Origin of the sequence: Streptomyces flavofungini (assembly GCF_014650815.1) — a bacterium.
In the GTDB taxonomy this organism is placed as follows: domain Bacteria; phylum Actinomycetota; class Actinomycetes; order Streptomycetales; family Streptomycetaceae; genus Streptomyces; species Streptomyces flavofungini.
In genome coordinates, this window is sequence record NZ_BMVR01000001.1 from 398,541 (window position 1) to 416,057 (window position 17,517).

The following is a 17,517-nucleotide window of genomic DNA, read 5'->3' on the forward strand; positions in this document are numbered from 1 at the left end:
GGTGACTGCCGTGCCGGCCGCCCTGGTCACCGCTCCCCCGGTGCCGGGCGCCGTCGGCCGTGCGTACGTCGGCTGCTGCGCGCTCATAGGCGCTTGACCCCCTTGATGCGTCCGGCGCGGGCCATGCGGGCCTTGGCGGCCTTCATGCGCAGGCCGCTGCCGCGCTGGTTGCCGATGCTCAGGCCGGTGCCGGAGGAGAGCCAGCCGGAGGAGACGTCGGCGGCCTTGGCGTTGGCGCCGGTCTCCCCGAGCGGATCGTTCTCGGCGCGCCGGGCGAGCGCGATGATCAGCGGGATGGTGAACGGCGCGAGCAGCAGGTCGTACAGCGCGGCCGTGAAGAGCAGCCCGCCGAGGCCCACATGGCGGGCCGCGTCGTCGCCGACGAGGGCGCCCACGCCCGCGTACAGGAGCGTGGAGCCGATGGCGGAGCTGACCACGACGACGAGGGGGCCGCTGGCCGAGCGCAGCCGGCCGGTCTCGGGTTTGGCGAGTCCTGCCAGGTAGCCGATGACGCACAGGACCAGGGCGTAGCGCCCGGCGGCGTGGTCGGCGGGCGGGGCGAGGTCGGTGAGCAGGCCCGCGCCGAAGCCGATCAGGGCGCCGCCGGTGTGGCCGTAGACCAGGGCCAGGGCCAGGACGGTGAGCAGCACCAGGTCGGGGACGGCGCCGGGCAGTTGGAGCCGGGCGAGGACGCTGACCTGGATGACGAGGGCGACGACGACGAGGGTGCTGGAGAGCAGGATCCGGTTGAAGCGCATGGGGGTGTCAGTGCTCCTACTGCTCGTTGCCGTTGTCTGCGCCGTCGGCCGGGGGCTCCCCGGACGGCGTGGCCGTGACCGTCACCGTCGGGGCGGGTTTCGGCTTGGCCGGCTTGGGCGGGAGGACGGTGTCGCGGGGGTCCTCGCGCGGGGCCTCGACGACCACGCCGACGACGTCGAGCTTGGTGAAGCCGACGTAGGGGCGGACGTAGACGTTGCGGGTGAGGTCGCCGCCGGAGGGGTCGACGCGGACGACCTCGCCGACCGGGACGCCCGGCACGAACGGCTTGTCGGCCTGGGAGCCGAAGGTCACCAGGCGGTCGCCCTTCTTGACCTTGGCCTTGCCGTTGAGCAGCTGGACCCGCAGCGGGCGGTCGCCCTGGCCGGAGGCGAAGCCGAGCTCGTCGGTCTTCTCCATCCGGGTGCCGACGGTGAAGTCGGGGTCGTTGGCGAGCAGGACGGTGGCGGTGGACGGGCCGACGGTGGTGACGCGGCCGACCAGGCCGTCGCCGTTGAGCACCGTCATGTCCCGCTTCAGGCCGTCGTTGGCACCGGCGTCGATGGTGACGGTCCAGGAGAAGCCCTGGGCCGCTCCTATGCCGATGACCTCCGCGCCCTTGATGCCGTACTGTCCCGCGCCGGCCTTCTTCAGCATGGAGTCGAGCTGCGCGACGCGGCTGCGGTTGCGGTCGTCGCTGCCGAGTTTCGCCTTCAACGCGGCGTTCTGGCGCTCCAGTTCGGCGATGCGGTCGTGCCGGTCGCCGGAGTCGCGGACCGCTCCGATCGCGTTGCCGATGGGGTCGACGGCGGACGACATGCCGTCCTCGACGGGGCCGAAGACCGTGGCGGCGGCCTGTCGGGCACCGTCGACCGGCGAGTCCTCGCCGCCGCGGATGTCCACCGTGATCAGAGCGAACGCGATGGCGATCAGCAGCACCAGGAGCAGCCGGCTCTCTCGTGTGTCCCTCACGTGCGGCGGCCGTGCCTTCCTCAAGTCGGAATCTGCGGAAATTCCACTGACCGGACCGAACGGACTGAAGAGTCCGAACAGCCCGAACAGTGTGAACAGTCTGAACAGGTCGGGAATCCACTGAACAGAAATCTATGAAACCGCGAGCAGGCGAGTGCTCGCGGAATTGTGGGTTCCCTCAGTGTTGCCTCTATATCAACGATCCGCCGCACGAGGTGGCAGGCACTCGTACGGCGGACATTGACGCGTCACATCATCTGCGCGGCTGGGCGTCCAGAACCTGCTGGAGCGCCTCGAACTCCTCGACGCACTTGCCGGAGCCGAGCGCCACGCTGTCCAGCGGGTCCTCGGCGATGTGGATCGGCATGCCGGTCTCGCGGCGCAGGCGCTCGTCCAGGCCGCGGAGCAGGGCGCCGCCGCCGGTCAGGACGATGCCGCGGTCCATGACGTCGCCGGAGAGCTCGGGCGGGCACTTGTCGAGCGTGGTCTTCACCGCGTCGACGATCGCGTTGACCGGCTCCTCGATGGCCTTGCGGACCTCGGCGGCGGAGATCACGACGGTCTTGGGCAGGCCGGAGACCAGGTCGCGGCCGCGGATCTCGGTGTGCTCGTCGGCGTCCATGTCGTACGCGGAGCCGATGGTGATCTTGATCTGCTCCGCGGTGCGCTCGCCGAGGAGGAGGGAGTACTCCTTCTTGATGTGCTGGATGATCGCGTTGTCCAGCTCGTCGCCGGCCACCCGGATGGACTGTGCCGTGACGATTCCGCCGAGGCTGATGACGGCCACCTCGGTGGTGCCGCCGCCGATGTCCACCACCATGTTGCCGGTGGCCTCGTGGACCGGCAGGCCCGAGCCGATCGCGGCGGCCATGGGCTCCTCGATGATGTGCACCTGGCGGGCACCGGCCTGCGAGGAGGCCTCGATGACGGCGCGGCGCTCGACGCCGGTGATGCCGGAGGGCACACAGACCACCACGCGCGGGCGGGCCAGATAGCGGCGCTTGTGGATCTTCAGGATGAAGTAGCGCAGCATCCGCTCGGTGATCTCGAAGTCGGCGATGACGCCGTCCTTCAGCGGGCGCACGGCGACGATGTTGCCGGGCGTGCGCCCGATCATCTTCTTCGCTTCGGCGCCGACCGCGAGGATGCCGCCGGTGTTGGTGTTGATCGCGACGACGGACGGTTCGTTGAGTACGATCCCCCGACCCCTGACGTACACCAGCGTGTTGGCGGTCCCGAGGTCGACAGCCATGTCACGGCCGATGAACGACATGTTGTTCCCCATGAGGATGCGTCTGGCCTTCCCTAGTGGAGCGTGTGATGGCTTGTTAGGTAGGCGAGGTGGGTGCTGAGTGGCGTGGAGGCTTCCATCGTAGTCTCGCCCGCACGGACACGGCGCGAGGGTCTGCGCCATTGTCAGCAGATGATGAGCCGCCCCGCTTCTGGAGACGTGCCATCAGGGGCACGGGTTCCCCCAATCGGGCCGCATATGCCAAGGGACGGCCGGATTTCTCCGGCCGTCCCGGCCTTGCGAGAAGCGCCTCACGGGCCTTCGGTCAGCGTCTTCGGGGGCCTCGTGGCGATGGCGCCGTCAAAGAATCCTGATGGAGTACCGCGGGATTCCTGACGCGTCGTCCACGGGTCGGACGGTGCCGTCCGGGCGAGGCTCGGACGGCGCCGTCGGAGCGAGGTTCAGACAGCGCTCGGGAAGAAGATCTTCAGCTCGCGCTCGGCGGACTCCGCGGAGTCCGAGGCGTGGATCAGGTTCTCGCGCACGATCACACCGAAGTCGCCGCGGATGGAGCCGGGGGCGGCGGCGATCGGGTCGGTCGGCCCGGCGAGCGCGCGCACGCCCTCGATGACCCGCTCGCCCTCGACCACGAGGGCGACGACGGGGCCGGAGGCCATGAAGGCGACCAGGGGCTCGTAGAACGGCTTGCCCTGGTGCTCGCCGTAGTGCTGCTCCAGCGTCGCCTGGTCGAGCGAGCGCAGTTCGAGCGCGGAGATGGTCCAGCCCGCCTTGCGCTCGATACGGCCGATGATCTCGCCGATCAGGCCTCGGCGGACGGCGTCCGGCTTGAGGAGGACGAGAGTGCGCTCGCTCATGGTGTGCGGCTCCAAGAGGTGTTTTTACGGTTCCGTGGGAATGCCCGCACGATACCGGGGCCGCTACGCAGTGTGGCCACCGGCCGGGAACCGGCCAGGGGCGGCCGGGAACAGGCCCATGGCGCGGGCCTCAGCCCCCGGACGGCGCCGCCCCGCCCGCCGCCGCGTCCGCGCCGTCCGCCTCCGCCATCGCCGCGAACCGCGCCTTGGCCTCGTCGATCTTTCGGCCGAAGTGCACCGACGCCCACCACAGGGCGGCGAACATCGCGCCCATGAAGAACATCATCGGGACCACCACTCCGCTGGCGATCAGCGCGATCTGCAGGGCCCAGCCGAGCTGGACACCGCCCGGCCGGGTGACCATGCCGCACAGCAGGACGGACAGCGCCATGGCGACGCCGCAGACCGTCCAGACGGTGCTCATCTCCAGGTCCGGGTCCTTCATGGCGACGAGACCGGCGAAGCCGATGACCAGGAACTCGCCGATCAAGGTCGACGAACAGAGCGTACGCACAGCGGTCAGCCCCTCCCCAGGAGCAGTCGGGCCTCGCCGACGGTGATGACGGAGCCGGTGACGAGGACGCCGCCGCCGGCGAACTCCCCCTCCTCCTCGGCCAGGGTGATCGCGGCCTCCAGGGCGTCCGGCAGGCGCGGCTCGACCTGCACGCGGTCCTCGCCGAAGACCTCGACGGCGAGACCCGCGAGCTCGTCGACGTCCTGGGCGCGGTGGCTGGAGTTCTGCGTGATGACGACCTCGGCGAAGATCGGCTCGAAGGCCTCCAGGATGCCGCGGGCGTTCTTGCCGTCGCTGACGCCGATCACGCCGATGAGGCGGCTGAAGTCGAAGACCTCGCCGATCGCCCCGGCTGCGGCGCGGGCGCCCGCGGGGTTGTGCGCGGCGTCCAGGACGACGGTGGGCGAGCGGCGGACGACTTCGAGGCGGCCGGGCGAGGTGACGGTGGCGAAGGCCTTGCGGACGGTCTCGATGTCCAGCGGGCGGGCGTGCTGGGCGCCGATGCCGAAGAACGCCTCCACGGCGGCGAGGGCCACCGCGGCGTTGTGCGCCTGGTGCTCGCCGTGCAGGGGCAGGAACACCTCGGTGTACTCGTTGGCCGCCCCGCCGAGGCCGCGCAGGGTGAGGAGCTGGCCGCCGACGGCGATCTGGCGGCTCGCGACGCCGAACTCCAGGCCCGCGCGGGCGACCGTCGCGTCCACCTCGACGGCCTTCTTCAGGAGCACCTGGGCGGCCTCGACGGGCTGCTGGGCCAGGATGACCGTGGCGTCCGGCTTGATGATGCCGGACTTCTCGGTGGCGATCTCGGCGGGCGTGGTGCCGAGGCGGTCGGTGTGGTCCAGGTCGATGGGGGTGACGACGGCGACGGCGGCGTCGATGACGTTCGTCGCGTCCCAGGTGCCGCCCATGCCGACCTCGACGACGGCGACGTCCACGGGGGCGTCCGCGAAGGCGGCGTACGCCATGCCGGTCATGATCTCGAAGAAGGAGAGCCGGAACTCCTCCTTGGCGTCGACCAGCTCCACGTACGGCTTGATGTCCTCGTATGCCTCGATGAAGCGCTCGGCGCTGATGGGGGCGCCGTCCAGGCTGATGCGCTCGGTGATCGACTGGACGTGCGGGGACGTGTACCGCCCGGTGCGCAGTTCGAAGGCGCCGAGGAGGGCCTCGACCATGCGGGCCGTGGACGTCTTGCCGTTCGTCCCCGTGATGTGGATCGAGGGGTACGCCCGCTGGGGCTCGCCCAGGACGTCCATCAGGGCCGCGATGCGGGTGACCGACGGCTCCAGCTTGGTCTCACCCCAGCGGTCGGCGAGCTCCGCCTCGACGGCGCGCAGCGCCCTGTCCACCTCCGGGTCGGCCGGGCGGACCGGGACGTCGGCCTCGGGCGGGCTCCCCTGGGTGCGCAGGGTGCGGCTGCCGGCCTCGATGACGGCGAGGTCGGGGTCGCGGTCGGTCTCGGCCCCGACGATCTGGTCGAACTCGTCGAGCCCACTGCTCGCACCGGTCCCGCCGATCTCGTCGGCGGGTCCGCGCTCGTCGTCGTCATCGCGCTGGCTGTCGTTCGGAGGGAGGTCGCTCACGTACGCCAGTCTACGGAGGAGTGCTGACAGCGGCCGTGGGGACCGGCCCGTCGCGGTGCCCGTGGGCCCTCCAGGCCCCCTCAGGACCTTCGCCCCGTCCGATTCGGGACTTTGGTCCCTCCGTGTCCCGCTCCCACCGGGCAAACTTGGCGATCATGGACATAGGCATCGACCTCGGCACCGCCAACACCCTTCTCTACGTACGCGGTCAGGGCATCGTGCTCAACGAGCCGTCCGTGGTCGCCGTCAAGGCGGGCGCCCGCCACGCGCTGGCCGTCGGGACGGAGGCCAAGGAGACCATCGGGCGCACCCCCGGCTCCATCACCGCGATCCGCCCCCTCAAGGACGGCGTGATCAGCGACTTCGAAGCCGCCGAGGAGATGATCCGGCACTTCGTGCGCAAGGCAGTGCCCGGGCGCAGGCCCCGTACGCGGATGGTGATCTGCGTGCCCAGCGGCGTCACCCAGGTCGAGCGGCGCGCCATCGTGCACGCCTCGCAGCGGGCCGGGGCGCGGGCCGTCCACCTCGTCGAGGAGCCGATGGCCGCGGCCATCGGGGCGGGTCTGCCGGTGGCCGAGCCGCGCGGGTCGATGATCGTGGACATCGGCGGCGGTACGTCCGAGGTCGCCGTGATCTCCCTCGGCGGGATCGTCACGGCGCAGTCCCTGCGGGTCGGCGGGGACCGGCTCGACACGGCGATCACCGACTACGTACGCCGCGAGCACTCCCTCCTCATCGGCGAGCGCACCGCCGAGGACGTCAAGGTCGCCATCGGGTCGGCGTGGCCGGTGCCGGGCGAGGACGCCTTCGAGATGCGGACGTTCACCGTGCGGGGGCGGGAGAAGGTCGGCGGGCTGCCCAAGACGGTGGACCTGACCGTGCGGGAGGTGCGTGCCGCGCTCGACGAGCCCGTCGAGGCCATCATCGCCGCGGTGCGCACCACCCTGGAGGAGTGCCCGCCCGAGCTGTCCGGCGACGTCATGGAACACGGCATCGTCCTCACCGGCGGCGGCGCGCTCCTCCCCGGCCTCGACCTCCGTCTCGCCTCCGCCACCGGCATCCCCGTCTTCGTCGCCGACGACCCGCTGGACAGCGTGGCGCTGGGCTGCGGGAAGTGCGTGGAGGACTTCGACGGGCTGGAGCGGGTCATGTCCGCGGCGTAGCCCTCCGGGCGGGCCGGGGACGGGGGCCGGCCGTGGGCCGGGGGTACGTCCCTCCGGGCGGGGTGTCCCTGGGACGGGGGTTCGCCGTGGGCCGAGGGGTGCCCCTCGGGGTGGAGGTGCCCCGGGCCGGGGTGGCCCCCGATCGCTCTGCGCGCTCGTCCTCAAGCGCCGGACGGGCTGTTTTCGCGGCTCTGGGTGCCCCAACCCCCAGCAGGAGGTCAATCAGCCCGTCGTGGGTCCCCCCCTGCTCATGCAGGGCTTGGGGGAGCTTGAGGACGAGCCCGGAGGGCGATCGGGGGCGGCCCCGGACGCGGTCGGGATCACCCCCGCAGCAGCAGAAGTGGCTGCAGACCCGCCCCACAGCAGTGGATGAAGGGCGGGCGGGTGGGGAACAGCCCGTCCGGCGCTTGAGGACCAGCGCACAGCGCGACCCGGCGGCCGCCCCGGACGCGGTCAGGTGAGGTCGCCGGAGGGGAGGTCGGCCTCGACCACGTACGCGCCCCCGCGAGGACCCGCCACGAACGTGCCGCCCACCGCCCGGACCCGCTCCGCCATCCCGGCCGTCCCGATCCCGGCGGACACGGGCACCACGCCCCCCGCCCCGGCGCCCGCGGGGCCGACGCCCGCCGCCCCCGGCGAAGCGGTCCCCGCGCCCGTCGGCAAGGCGTTGCGCACCCGCACCCCGAGGCGGTCCCCGGCCACCTGTACGCGGACCTCGACCAGCTCCCCCGGCGCGTGCTTGGCCGCGTTGGTGAGGCACTCCTGCACCACCCGGTGCACCGCGGCCTGCCGCAGCGGCGACAGCCGGTAGGCGGCGCCGTCGACGAGCAGCTCGACGGGACTGCCCGCGCGCCCGCTCGCGGCGGCCAGCTCGGGCAGCGCCTCAAGGCCGGGTGTGGGCGCCCCGTCGACCCCCCGCTGGACGATGATCTCGTTGAGCATCCGGTGCGCCGACCGCGCGGTCTCCGACAGCTCGTCGAACCCGGCCGCGTACGGCGTCGCCCCGGCCCGCCGGGCGAGGACCTGCGAGCGCACGCTCAGCAGGGTCAGCTCGCGTCCGACGAAGTCGTGCACGTCCCGGGCGATCCGCAGCCGCTCCTGCTGGACGGCTTCAAGGGCCTGGGTCGCGGCCCGCTGGGCCTGGAGCTCCCGTACGAGGTCCTGCCGGTTGGCCGCGACGCCCACCCCCGCGGCGAGGACCCCGATCGGCACGACCAGGCTGAGGAATTCGCTGAGGGTGTCCCCGCGGTGCACGGGCCAGCCGGGCAGGGTGAACATCACGTACGCGAACGAGATGTACGCGACGACCCCCACCGCCCCGGCGAGCCGCCCCCGGTACCGCCCCAGCGAGTACAGCGCGAACTGCGCGAGCGTCAGCTCGTGCAGCCAGCCGAGCAGCACCAGCGCGACGAGGAACGGCACCCAGGGGACCGCTCGCCGCAGCAGCAGCGACGACGCGCCCGCCGCGAGGACCAGGGCGGCCATGACGCCGTTGAGGGAGTTGTCCTGCGCCGCGAGGCCCGGGACGTCCAGGGCCATCAGGGCGAGGCAGGCCAGGGCGGTGAGCACGTCCAGGGCCCGGGGTTCGCGGGCGCAACGCCGAGCGAGGCGACGGGCCGCGGCCGCCGCCTTGCGTAGCGCCTCGGCGGCGGGCAGGTCGTACATATCCCTCCCATCATCCCTGGCCCCGCGCCCCCGACACATCGGACTTTTGGCCTTGATGTCCCCCGGCCACCGGACGGCGGCGCCGAGCCTCACCGCGTCCGGGGGCGCCCCCAAGCACCCAGCGCGACCGGCACCCACCCCGGCCAGGAGCACCCCGCCCCCCGCGAAACGGGTGTACCCCCGGCGCGGCAGACGCGCCCCCGTGAGACCCGGCGTTCCAATACGACCATGTGGTATGCCCAGAATCCGGGTCGACGGACCCGCCAGCTCGCCGGTGACGCCGCGGTCCTGCTGTGGACCGCTGCCTGGACCGCCGCCGCGGTCGTCGCGTACCGCCTCGCCGTCCTCCTCACCCGCCCGGGCCCGGACTCGGGCGTCGCCTCCTCCGGCTCACCCGCCGCGCGCCTGCCGCTGGTCGGCGACGACGTGCGCGCCACGCTGCGCTCCGTGGTGGGCGTCGTGGACGACATCGACCCGGTGACGATGCGCGCCGGGCTGGTGGTGAGCGCGGTCGCCCTGCTCCTGGTGCCCGTCGGCCTGGTCCTCGCCCGCTGGCTGCCGCGCCGCCTGCGCTGGGTCCGGCAGGCCGCCGCCGCGCGGGAGCTCGCCGAGTCCGACGACGGCCGCGAACTCCTCGCCCTGCGCTCCCTGCTGCGTCCCCTCGACGAGGTGGCCGTGACCGCCGCCGCCCTCGCGGGCACCCCCGGCCTGCCGGACGCGACGCCCGGCAGCCTCGCCGAGGGCTGGCGCAGCGCCGACCCGCGCGTGCTCGACGCGCTCGCGGACGCCGAACTGGAGCGCCTCGGCCTCGCGCCCACGCCGGGACCGGGACCGGTGGGGGCGCCGGTGGCCGAGCCCGCCGCATGACGGCTGAGCCGCGGGGCCTGCACGCCCCGTACAGCGACGCGGTGCTCCGCGCGATCCCGCTCGGGGCGCTGCTCGTCAGCGAGGACGGCCAAGTGATCGCGGCCAACCCGCAGTTCGCGACGGTGTGCGGGATCGAGGGCGTCGACCTGTCGACGGGCGCCTCGGCCGAGCCCATCGCCGAGGCGATGGCGCGGCTGCTTCCTGACCTGGACGTCGCGTCGGCGCGCGCGCTGCGCGGCCAGTTCGTCCGCAAGGCGGAGCTGCGCCTGGTCGACGGCCGCATCCTGCGCCGCAGCCGCCAGCCGATCGACACCGGCGCCACCCGCCTCGGCGTCCTGTGGCTCGTCGAGGACGTCACCGACCAGCGCCGCCACGAGGACGACCTGCACCGGCACATCGACACCCTCGGCGAACTGGCCCGCGACCGCGCCGAGTTCGCCGCCCGCACCTCCCACGAGCTGCGCACCCCGCTGGCCACCGTGCTCACCTTCTGCGAGCTCCTCGCCGACCCGGCCGCGGGCACCCTCACCGCCGCCCAGCGCGAGTACGTCGACACCATCCGACGCGGCGCCCAGCGCATGCACGACATGGCCGACGGCCTCCTGCACCGCTACGCCCAGGCCGCCGGCACCACCCCGCCCGCCTACGCCCCCCTCGACCCCGGCCCCCTCCTCACCCGCCTCGTCGCCGACACCACCCCCCTCGCCACCCGCGGCGGCGTCTTCGTCAGCCTCGGCCTGCCCGCCGAGCGCCCCCCGCTCGTCGCCGACGCCGACCAGCTGGAGCGGGCCCTGGCCGCGCTGCTCGACAACGCCGTGAAGTTCACGCCCGCGGGCGGCAGCGTCACCGTCACCGCCCGCCCGCACGACGGCCCCGGCACCCCCGGGTGGGAGTTCGTCGTACGCGACGACGGCATCGGCATCCCCAAGGAGTTCCACGAAGAGGTGTTCACCGAGTTCGTGCGCGCCCCCAACGCCCGCCGCGGCCCCTACCCCGGCACCGGGCTCGGCCTCAGCGTCGTCCGCGACGCCGTCCGGCAGCACGCGGGCACGGTCACCCTGCACAGCGCCGAGGGCCACGGCACCGCCGTCGAGGTGTGGCTGCCCGCCGGGGGCCCGCCGGGGAGCGGCCCGGCATGACCTGCCTGCTGCTCGTCGAGGACGACCCCGACCTCGGGCTCGCGCTGCGCGTCCTGTTCACCCGCGCCGGGTACGAGGTCGTGACCGCCGACGACGGCCAGGCGGCGCTGCGCCTCCTCTTCGCCCGGCGGCCCGCCCTCATGGTCCTCGACCTGGTCCTGCCGGGCCTCGACGGCTGGGAGGTCCTCGACCGCACCCGCGACCTCACCGACCTGCCCGTCCTGATCCTCTCCGGCCGCACCAGCCCCGCCGAACGCGTCCGCGGCCTGCGCTCCGGCGCCGACGACTACCTCTGCAAGCCCTTCGACCACGTGGAACTCCTCGCCCGCGTCGAGGCCCTGCTACGCCGCAGCAACCCCGAGCACTGGCGCGGCGACTACGTCGAAGCGGGCCTCCGCCTCGTCCCCGAACGCCGTTCGGCTGTCTGGCAGGGTCACGAGACCCGCCTGAGCGCCATCGAGTACCGCCTCCTCGAAGTCCTCGTCCGCAACCGCGGCCGCGTGGTCACCACCGAACAGCTCCTGGACCTGGTCTGGGACGACCCCGACGCGACGGGCCGCGAACGCGTGAAGTTCGCGGTGCTGCGCCTGCGCAGAAAGCTGGCTGTCGGGGACAGCGAGGACCCCTTGGAGTCGGTCAGGGGCATGGGCTACCGGTACCGGGACACAAGCCCGTCCGGCGATTGAGGACGAGGCGCGGAGCGCCGACAGGCGGGGGAACGGGGGCGCAGCCCCCATCAGGTACCGGCTCCTGGGCCAAAGGTCCCGGCCTCCCGGGACCCATGGGCCAGGGCCTAAGCCCTGAACCAGCCTCGGCCGAAGGCTCGCAACCGTCGAGCAACCGACGGCACCCCGCCCCGGCAACCCACACCCCCCACGCTCCTGGAGTCCGCCGCACCCCGCACCCGCCAGGAGCCCACCCCGTGACGCCCGCCGCCCCGGTGACCCCCATGCCCACGCCCCCGCTGCCCCAGCGCTCCGTGGCCATCGTCCTCGGCACCCGCCCCGAGCTGGTCAAGCTCGCCCACCTGGTCCGTCTCCTCGGCCCCGCCGCGCACCTGGTCCACACGGGCCAGCACTACGACGCCGACCTGTCGGGCCGTTTCCTCACCGAGCTGGGCCTGCCGGAGCCGACCCTCCTGGAGGGCGTCGGCGGCAAGCCCCGCGCCGTACAGATCTCCGCCGCCCTCACGCAGCTCGACGCGCTGTTCGCGGCGGAGCCGCCGCTGGCCGTGGTGGTGCAGGGCGACACGAACGCCTCCCTCGCCGGGGCGCTCGCGGCGAACTCCCGCGGCATCCCCCTCGTACACGTGGAGGCGGGCCTGCGCAGCCACGACCGCGCGATGCCCGAGGAGCACAACCGCATCGTCATCGACCAGCTCGCGGACGTGCTGTGCGCGGCCACCGAGGACAACCGGGACCTGCTGCGCGCCGAGGGCGTCCCGTCCGGACGCGTCGCGGTCACGGGCAACACGGTCGTCGAGGCCGTACAGGAGCATCTGCCCGCCGCCGAGGAGCGTGCCGCGCTGCTCGCCGCGCACGGCGTCACCGCCGACCGCTACGTCCTCGCCACCGTGCACCGCCCGGAGAACACCGACGACCCGGCCGCCCTGCGCGCGATCCTCTCCGAGCTGGCCGCCCTGGCCGCCGACCTGCCGGTCCTCTTCGCCGTGCACCCGCGCACGAAGGCCCGCCTGGAGGCCGCCGGTCTGGGGCACCTGCTCGCCGTGCTCACGCCGCTGCCACCGCTCGGGTACGGGGAGTTCCTCGCGCTGGCCCGGCACGCCGCCGTCCTCGTCTCCGACTCGGGGGGTGTCCAGGAGGAGACCACGGTGCTCGGCCGGCCCCTCGTCGTCGTGCGCCGCTCCACCGAGCGGCCCGAGGCCATGGACTCCGGCTTCGCCGAGCTGGTCGCCCCCGGGCGGGCCATCGGCCGGGCCGTCCGGCGTCGGCTCGCCGAGGGCGAGGCCGGACTGCGGCGCCTGACGGCCGCCCCCTCCCCGTTCGGGGACGGGCTCGCCTCGCAGCGGATCGTGGCGCTCCTCGGCGCGATGGCCTCCGGGCAGCAGCCCGGCCGCCTCTCCGTCGCCGCCTGACCGGCCGCACCTAGGGGGCTGCACCCCCCTGTCCCCCGCCCTTCCGGTCCTTCGGGCCTCGTCCTCAATCGCCGGACGGGCTCACCTGCCCCCGCTCACCGGACGGGCTCGGAAACCCCCACCCGACCCGCCGCGTACTCCCCCACCACCCCGAGGACCCCGTGCTCACCCCCCACCACCTGCTCTACGCCCTGCCGTTCTTCCTGCTCGCCTGCTTCCTCCTGTACTGGGCCGGGGCCCGGCGCGCGTACACGCGCCGCAAGCCCACCCCGGACGGCGACCCGGCGGCCTTCGACTGGCACTTCTTCGTGCCGTGCCGCGACGAGGAAACCGTCATCGGCACGACCGTCACGCAACTGCGCACCGACTTCCCGGCCGCCCACGTCTGGGTGGTCGACGACGACAGCGACGACACCACCGCAGCCGTCGTGACCGCGCTCGCCGACGGCGACAGCCATGTGCACCTGGTCTCGCGCCGCCGCCCCGACGCCCGCATCGGCAAGGGCGCGGCCCTCAACTCGGCGTACGCGGCCCTGAACGACTTCCTGCCCGCCGACGCCGACCGCTCCCGGGCCGTCGTGTGCGTCGTCGACGCGGACGGCCGCCTGGCTCCGGACGCGCTCGCGCGGGTCAGCGGCGAGACCGGCTTCGGCGACCCGGAGATGGGCGGGGTGCAGGTCAGCGTGCGGATGCGCAACGTCACCGAGCCGCGTCCGCTGGCGGAGCACGGCCGCGTCGCCAACGCCTTCGCGCGACTGCTCGTGCGCATGCAGGACATGGAGTTCGCGGTGTCCAACGCGGGGATGCAGCTGCTGCGCGGCCGTACCGGCTCCGTCGGTCTCGGCGGCAACGGCCAGTTCACGCGGCTCAGCGCGCTCGACCGCATCGCCGCCGCCGAGCGCCGCCCCTGGCAGCGCGACGCGCTCCTGGAGGACTACGAGCTGGGCCTGCACATGATCCTCGGCGGCTACCGCGTCGCCCACATCGCCGACACCTACGTCTCGCAGGAGGGCCTGCCGCGCGCCCGGCGCTTCCTCACCCAGCGCACCCGCTGGGCCCAGGGCAACCTGCAGTGCGTGCGCTACGCGCCCCGCATCGTCGGCTCCCGGCACTACTCGGGCCGGGGCGTCCTGGAGACCCTGTACACGTTCATGCAGCCCCTCGCGCACGTCGCCACGCTCGTCCTGAGCGTGCTGCTGCTCGGCGCGGTCGTCGCGGGCGGCTCGATGCGGGACGCGTTCCTCGGCAACTGGCCGCTGATCCTGGTCCTGTGCGCCCTGTCGGTGCTGCCGTTCGTGGCCTGGGGCCCGCTCTACCGCCGGGACTTCGCCCCGGACCGCTCCCGCCTCACCGGCCTGCTGTGGGGGCTGGCCCTGTGGGTGTACGCGTACCACGTGTTCATCGTGTCGGCGCGCGGCTTCCTGCGCCTGCTGCGGGGCCGCAACGGCTGGGCGAAGACCCGCCGCAACGCGGAGTCCGTGGGCACGGGGCCGGTGGCCACCGAGGCCTGAGCGGCCGGGGGTACGAAGACTACGACGGCGACGGCGGTACGAAGACGAAGGCGCCCGGAACCGAACGGTTCCGGGCGCCTTCGTTCGCGTATGCCTGAACTGCCTTACGCGGCCGGGAGGTTGTCCAGCTGCGTCTGGAGGCGGGCGATGTCCTCCTCGGCCTTGGCGAGCCGACCGCGGATCTTGTCCACGACGTTGTCCGGCGCCTTGGCGAGGAACGCCTCGTTGCCGAGCTTGGCCGTGGCCTGGGCCTTCTCCTTCTCGGCACCGGCCAGGTCCTTGGCGAGGCGCTTGCGCTCCGCCGCCACGTCGATCGTGCCGGACAGGTCGAGGGCGACGCTCGCGCCCGCCACCGGCAGCGTCGCCGTCGCCGCGAAGGACTCGCCCTCGGGCTGGAGGCGCAGGAGCTGGCGGACTGCGGCCTCGTGCGGGGCGAACGGCGTGCCGTCCAGGGTGAGGCGGGCCGGGACCTTCTGGCCGGGCTGCAGGCCCTGGTCGGCGCGGAACCGGCGGACCTCGGTGACCAGGTCCTGGAGGGAGAGGATCTCCTTCTCGGCGCCCGCGTCCCGGAAGCCGCTGTCCTTGGGCCACGCGGCGACGACCACGGACTCTCCGCCCGTGAGCGTGGTCCACAGGGTCTCCGTCACGAACGGCACGACCGGGTGCAGCAGGCGCAGCGTGACGTCCAGGACCTCGCCGAGGACGCGCTTGCTGACCTCGGCGGCCGGGCCGCCCGCCATGAACGTCGTCTTCGACAGCTCGACGTACCAGTCGAAGACCTCGTCCCAGGCGAAGTGGAAGAGGGAGTCGGAGAGCTTCGCGAACTGGTAGTCCTCGTAGTACGCGTCGACCTCGGCGACCACCGAGTTCAGGCGGGAGAGGATCCAGCGGTCCGTCGCCGACATGTCGGCGGCGTCCGGCAGCGGGCCCTCGACCGTGGCGCCGTTCATGAGCGCGAAGCGGGTGGCGTTCCAGATCTTGTTGGCGAAGTTCCGGGAGCCCTGCACCCAGTCCTCACCGATCGGCACGTCCACGCCCGGGTTGGCGCCGCGGGCGAGCGTGAAGCGCAGCGCGTCGGAGCCGTACTTGTCCATCCAGTCCAGCGGGTTGACCGCGTTGCCGAAGGACTTCGACATCTTCTTGCCGAACTGGTCGCGGACCATGCCGTGCAGGGCGATGGTGTGGAACGGCGGGGTGCCGTCCATCGCGTACAGGCCGAACATCATCATCCGGGCGACCCAGAAGAAGAGGATGTCGTAGCCGGTGACCAGGACGGAGTTCGGGTAGAACTTCGCGAGGCTGTCGGTCTTCTCCGGCCAGCCGAGCGTGGAGAACGGCCACAGGCCGGAGGAGAACCAGGTGTCGAGGACGTCGGTGTCCTGCGTCCAGCCCTCGCCGGTGGGCGGCTCCTCGTCGGGTCCGACGCAGACGACCTCGCCGTTCGGGCCGTACCAGACGGGGATGCGGTGGCCCCACCAGAGCTGGCGCGAGATGCACCAGTCGTGGAGGTTGTCGACCCAGTCGAAGTAGCGCTTCTCCATCTCCTGCGGGTGGATCTTGACCTGGCCGTCGCGGACCGCGTCACCGGCGGCCTGGGCGAGCGGGCCGACCTTGACCCACCACTGCATGGAGAGCCGGGGCTCGATGGTGGTCTTGCAGCGGGAGCAGTGGCCGACCGAGTGCGAGTACGGGCGCTTCTCGGCGACGATGCGGCCCTCGGCGCGCAGGGCGCCGACGATCGCGGAGCGGGCCTCCAGGCGGTCCAGGCCCTGGAAGGGGCCGGGGACGGTGATGATGGCGTGCTCGTCCATGACCGCGATGTTCGGCAGGCTGTGGCGCTGGCCGATCTCGAAGTCGTTCGGGTCGTGGGCGGGCGTCACCTTGACGGCGCCGGTGCCGAACTCGGGGTCGACGTGCTCGTCGGCGACGACGGGGATGGAGCGGTCGGTCAGCGGCAGCTTGATCTGCTTGCCGACGAGGTGCTTGTACCGCTCGTCCTCGGGGTGCACGGCGACGGCCGTGTCACCGAGCATGGTCTCGGCGCGGGTGGTCGCGACGACGATCGTCTCGTCGCCCTCCCCGTACGTCATCGACACGAGCTCGCCGTCGTCGTCCTGGTACTCCACCTCGATGTCCGAGATGGCGGTCAGGCAGCGCGGGCACCAGTTGATGATGCGCTCGGCGCGGTAGATCAGCTCGTCCTCGAAGAGCCGCTTGAAGATCGTCTGGACGGCCTTGGAGAGGCCCTCGTCCATGGTGAAGCGCTCACGGGACCAGGCGACGCCGTCGCCGAGGCGGCGCATCTGGCCGGAGATCTGCCCGCCGGACTCGCCCTTCCACTGCCAGACGCGCTCGACGAAGGCCTCGCGGCCGAGGTCGTGCCGGGACTTGCCCTCCTTGCCGAGCTCGCGCTCGACGACGTTCTGGGTGGCGATACCGGCGTGGTCCATGCCGGGCTGCCACAGCACCTCGAAGCCCTGCATGCGCTTGCGGCGGGTGAGGGCGTCGATGAGGGTGTGCTCGAAGGCGTGGCCCAGGTGCAGGCTGCCGGTGACGTTGGGCGGCGGGATGACGACGGTGAACGGCGGCTTCTCGCTGCTCGCGTCCGCGTCGAAGTAACCGCGCTCCACCCAGCGCTCGTACAGCGCCCCTTCTACCTCGGACGGCGCGTACTGCGTCGGGAGTTCGGGGGCGGTCGCTGGCGGCTGCTGCTGAGCGTTCTCGGTCACGCGCCCAGTTTAGGGGTTGGGAACTGCTGCCCGCGTACTGTGCTGGAGTCACTCTCAGTGAGGGCGAGGGAGCTTCTCGGCCGGGCCGGGCCCGGCTGTCCGGCCGGGTACCGGGGGGGTCTCCTCTGTCATGACGCGTGCTCTGACTCCCCTTTCAGGATGAGAACGGAAGTTCCTAGATCGAATGGGTGACCGTTACGGGTGATGCTCGTTGACCAACGTGACGGATCTTCGGCCGGGTGGGGTGAACGGGTGGGCAGGCTAAGGGAGTTGACGGCTCCGTTCGTGGTGCCTGGACCCTCCGGGGTGGCTGTCCGGGACCGGCTGCGGATATCGGAGGCGGATGCGGTGGTGCTGGCCGAGGTCGGAAGGTTCCTCGGTTCGCTGGCCGCTGGCGATCTGGCGGATCGGTCCCAG

14 protein-coding genes are annotated in these 17,517 nt (G+C 72.7%); 6 read left to right on the top strand and 8 right to left on the bottom strand.

What is annotated here, in order from left to right; translation table 11 throughout:
* Window positions 1-83: 83 nt before the first annotated feature.
* The 6 genes from mreD to folC form a co-directional block, all read right to left on the bottom strand.
* On the bottom strand, window positions 84-758 hold the full coding sequence (gene mreD, locus IE274_RS01655; RefSeq protein ID WP_190113709.1) for a rod shape-determining protein MreD: 675 nt from the start codon (window positions 756-758) through the stop codon (window positions 84-86).
* Between the two features lie 16 nt (window positions 759-774).
* Window positions 775-1,728 (bottom strand): rod shape-determining protein MreC, encoded by a 954-nt coding sequence (gene mreC, locus IE274_RS01660; RefSeq protein WP_190113710.1) that lies wholly within the window; start codon window positions 1,726-1,728, stop codon window positions 775-777.
* Window positions 1,729-1,981: 253 nt separating this feature from the next.
* A complete protein-coding gene (locus IE274_RS01665) occupies window positions 1,982-3,001 on the bottom strand; it encodes a rod shape-determining protein (protein WP_030362602.1) in 1,020 nt (339 codons plus the stop codon).
* 419 nt (window positions 3,002-3,420) lie between these two features.
* Window positions 3,421-3,834, bottom strand: coding sequence for a nucleoside-diphosphate kinase (ndk, locus tag IE274_RS01670; protein ID WP_190113711.1), 414 nt, complete (start codon window positions 3,832-3,834; stop codon window positions 3,421-3,423).
* 130 nt (window positions 3,835-3,964) lie between these two features.
* On the bottom strand, window positions 3,965-4,348 hold the full coding sequence (locus IE274_RS01675; RefSeq protein WP_190113712.1) for a DUF4233 domain-containing protein: 384 nt from the start codon (window positions 4,346-4,348) through the stop codon (window positions 3,965-3,967).
* Between the two features lie 5 nt (window positions 4,349-4,353).
* Window positions 4,354-5,931 carry a bifunctional tetrahydrofolate synthase/dihydrofolate synthase gene (folC, locus tag IE274_RS01680; protein ID WP_372447249.1) on the bottom strand — a complete coding sequence of 526 codons (1,578 nt, stop codon included), beginning with the start codon at window positions 5,929-5,931 and terminating at the stop codon, window positions 4,354-4,356.
* A gap of 155 nt (window positions 5,932-6,086) precedes the next feature.
* Between folC and IE274_RS01685 the strand changes: the two genes are divergently transcribed.
* Complete coding sequence (locus IE274_RS01685) at window positions 6,087-7,094, top strand: rod shape-determining protein (RefSeq protein WP_190113713.1); 1,008 nt, start codon at window positions 6,087-6,089, stop codon at window positions 7,092-7,094.
* Window positions 7,095-7,547: 453 nt separating this feature from the next.
* On the opposite strand, the gene IE274_RS01690 is transcribed toward IE274_RS01685, so the two are convergent.
* Window positions 7,548-8,759, bottom strand: coding sequence for a sensor histidine kinase (locus IE274_RS01690; protein WP_190113714.1), 1,212 nt, complete (start codon window positions 8,757-8,759; stop codon window positions 7,548-7,550).
* 228 nt (window positions 8,760-8,987) lie between these two features.
* On the opposite strand from IE274_RS01690, the gene IE274_RS01695 reads away from it, so the two are divergent.
* From IE274_RS01695 to IE274_RS01715, 5 genes are all read left to right on the top strand, one after another.
* Complete coding sequence (locus IE274_RS01695; protein WP_190113715.1) at window positions 8,988-9,626, top strand: hypothetical protein; 639 nt, start codon at window positions 8,988-8,990, stop codon at window positions 9,624-9,626.
* Complete coding sequence (locus IE274_RS39985) at window positions 9,623-10,765, top strand: PAS domain-containing sensor histidine kinase (RefSeq protein ID WP_190113716.1); 1,143 nt, start codon at window positions 9,623-9,625, stop codon at window positions 10,763-10,765. Before IE274_RS01695 ends, IE274_RS39985 begins: the two co-directional genes overlap by 4 nt.
* Window positions 10,762-11,451 (top strand): response regulator transcription factor, encoded by a 690-nt coding sequence (locus IE274_RS01705; protein WP_190113717.1) that lies wholly within the window; start codon window positions 10,762-10,764, stop codon window positions 11,449-11,451. The genes IE274_RS39985 and IE274_RS01705 overlap by 4 nt, the downstream gene beginning before the upstream one ends.
* A gap of 263 nt (window positions 11,452-11,714) precedes the next feature.
* Window positions 11,715-12,860 carry a non-hydrolyzing UDP-N-acetylglucosamine 2-epimerase gene (wecB, locus tag IE274_RS01710; RefSeq protein WP_190114085.1) on the top strand — a complete coding sequence of 382 codons (1,146 nt, stop codon included), beginning with the start codon at window positions 11,715-11,717 and terminating at the stop codon, window positions 12,858-12,860.
* A 161-nt stretch (window positions 12,861-13,021) separates the two neighbouring features.
* On the top strand, window positions 13,022-14,371 hold the full coding sequence (locus IE274_RS01715; protein WP_190113718.1) for an XrtP-associated glycosyltransferase: 1,350 nt from the start codon (window positions 13,022-13,024) through the stop codon (window positions 14,369-14,371).
* 104 nt (window positions 14,372-14,475) lie between these two features.
* Here IE274_RS01715 and IE274_RS01720 read toward each other — a convergent pair whose 3' ends face one another.
* Complete coding sequence (locus IE274_RS01720) at window positions 14,476-17,100, bottom strand: valine--tRNA ligase (RefSeq protein WP_190113719.1); 2,625 nt, start codon at window positions 17,098-17,100, stop codon at window positions 14,476-14,478.
* Window positions 17,101-17,517: the final 417 nt, after the last annotated feature.